The following is a 1,538-nucleotide window of genomic DNA, read 5'->3' as shown; positions in this document are numbered from 1 at the left end:
TCTCCAGAAAGGAGGTGTTCCAGCCGCACCTTCCGGTACGGCTACCTTGTTACGACTTAGCCCCAGTCACCGGTTTTGCCCTAGGTCGCTCCTTGCGGTCACGAACTTCAGGCACCCCCAGCTTCCATGGCTTGACGGGCGGTGTGTACAAGGCCCGGGAACGTATTCACCGCGCCATGGCTGATGCGCGATTACTAGCGAATCCAACTTCACGGAGGCGGGTTTCAGCCTCCGATCCGAACTGAGATAGGCTTTCGAGATTCGCATCCCATCGCTGGGTAGCTGCCCTCTGTACCTACCATTGTAACACGTGTGTGGCCCCGGACGTAAGGGCCGTGCTGATTTGACGTCATCCCCACCTTCCTCTCGGCTTACACCGGCAGTCCCGCCAGAGTGCCCAGCTTGACCTGATGGCAACTAACGGTAGGGGTTGCGCTCGTTATGGGACTTAACCCGACACCTCACGGCACGAGCTGACGACAACCATGCAGCACCTAGTTTCCTGCCCCGAAGGGAAATCCTGTTTCCAGAATCGTCAGTAACTTTCAAGCCCGGGTAAGGTTCCTCGCGTATCATCGAATTAAACCACATGTTCCTCCGCTTGTGCGGGCCCCCGTCAATTCCTTTGAGTTTCATTCTTGCGAACGTACTCCCCAGGTGGATAACTTATCGCTTTCGCTTAGCCGCCGACTGTGTATCGCCGACAGCGAGTTATCATCGTTTACTGCGTGGACTACCAGGGTATCTAATCCTGTTTGCTCCCCACGCTTTCGTGCCTCAACGTCAGATATAGTTTGGTAAGCTGCCTTCGCAATCGGTGTTCTGTATGATCTCTAAGCATTTCACCGCTACACCATACATTCCGCCTACCGCAACTACTCTCTAGTTCAACAGTATTAGAGGCAGTTCCGGTGTTAAGCACCGGTATTTCACCTCTAACTTATCAAACCGCCTACGCACCCTTTAAACCCAATAAATCCGGATAACGCTTGAATCCTCCGTATTACCGCGGCTGCTGGCACGGAGTTAGCCGATCCTTATTCGTACGATACTTTCAGCCGGATACACGTATCCGGGTTTACCCTCGTACAAAAGCAGTTTACAACTCATAGAGCCGTCTTCCTGCACGCGGCATGGCTGGTTCAGACTTGCGTCCATTGACCAATATTCCTCACTGCTGCCTCCCGTAGGAGTTTGGTCCGTGTCTCAGTACCAATGTGGGGGGTTAACCTCTCAGTCCCCCTATGTATCGTTGCCTTGGTGAGCCGTTACCTCACCAACTAGCTAATACAACGCATGCCCATCCATAACCACCGGAGTTTTCAACCCAGAACGATGCCGTTCCGGATGTTATGGGATATTAGTACCAATTTCTCAGTGTTATCCCCCTGTTATGGGTAGGTTGCATACGCGTTACGCACCCGTGCGCCGGTCGCCACCAGAGTATTGCTACCCCGTGCTGCCCCTCGACTTGCATGTGTTAGGCCTGCCGCTAGCGTTCATCCTGAGCCAGGATCAAACTCTCCATTGTATAAAAA

1 rRNA gene is annotated in these 1,538 nt (G+C 53.3%); it reads right to left on the bottom strand.

What is annotated here, in order from left to right:
* Positions 1 to 7: 7 nt before the first annotated feature.
* Positions 8 to 1,531, bottom strand: a 16S ribosomal RNA gene (locus tag I2E69_RS15090).
* Positions 1,532 to 1,538 lie beyond the last annotated feature (7 nt).

It is taken from the genome of Alistipes sp. D31t1_170403_E11 (assembly GCF_015553985.1).
Classification (GTDB): domain Bacteria; phylum Bacteroidota; class Bacteroidia; order Bacteroidales; family Rikenellaceae; genus Alistipes; species Alistipes montrealensis.
The sequence above is the reverse complement of the archived record's forward strand: the minus strand, read 5'-3'. Positions and strand labels throughout refer to the sequence as shown.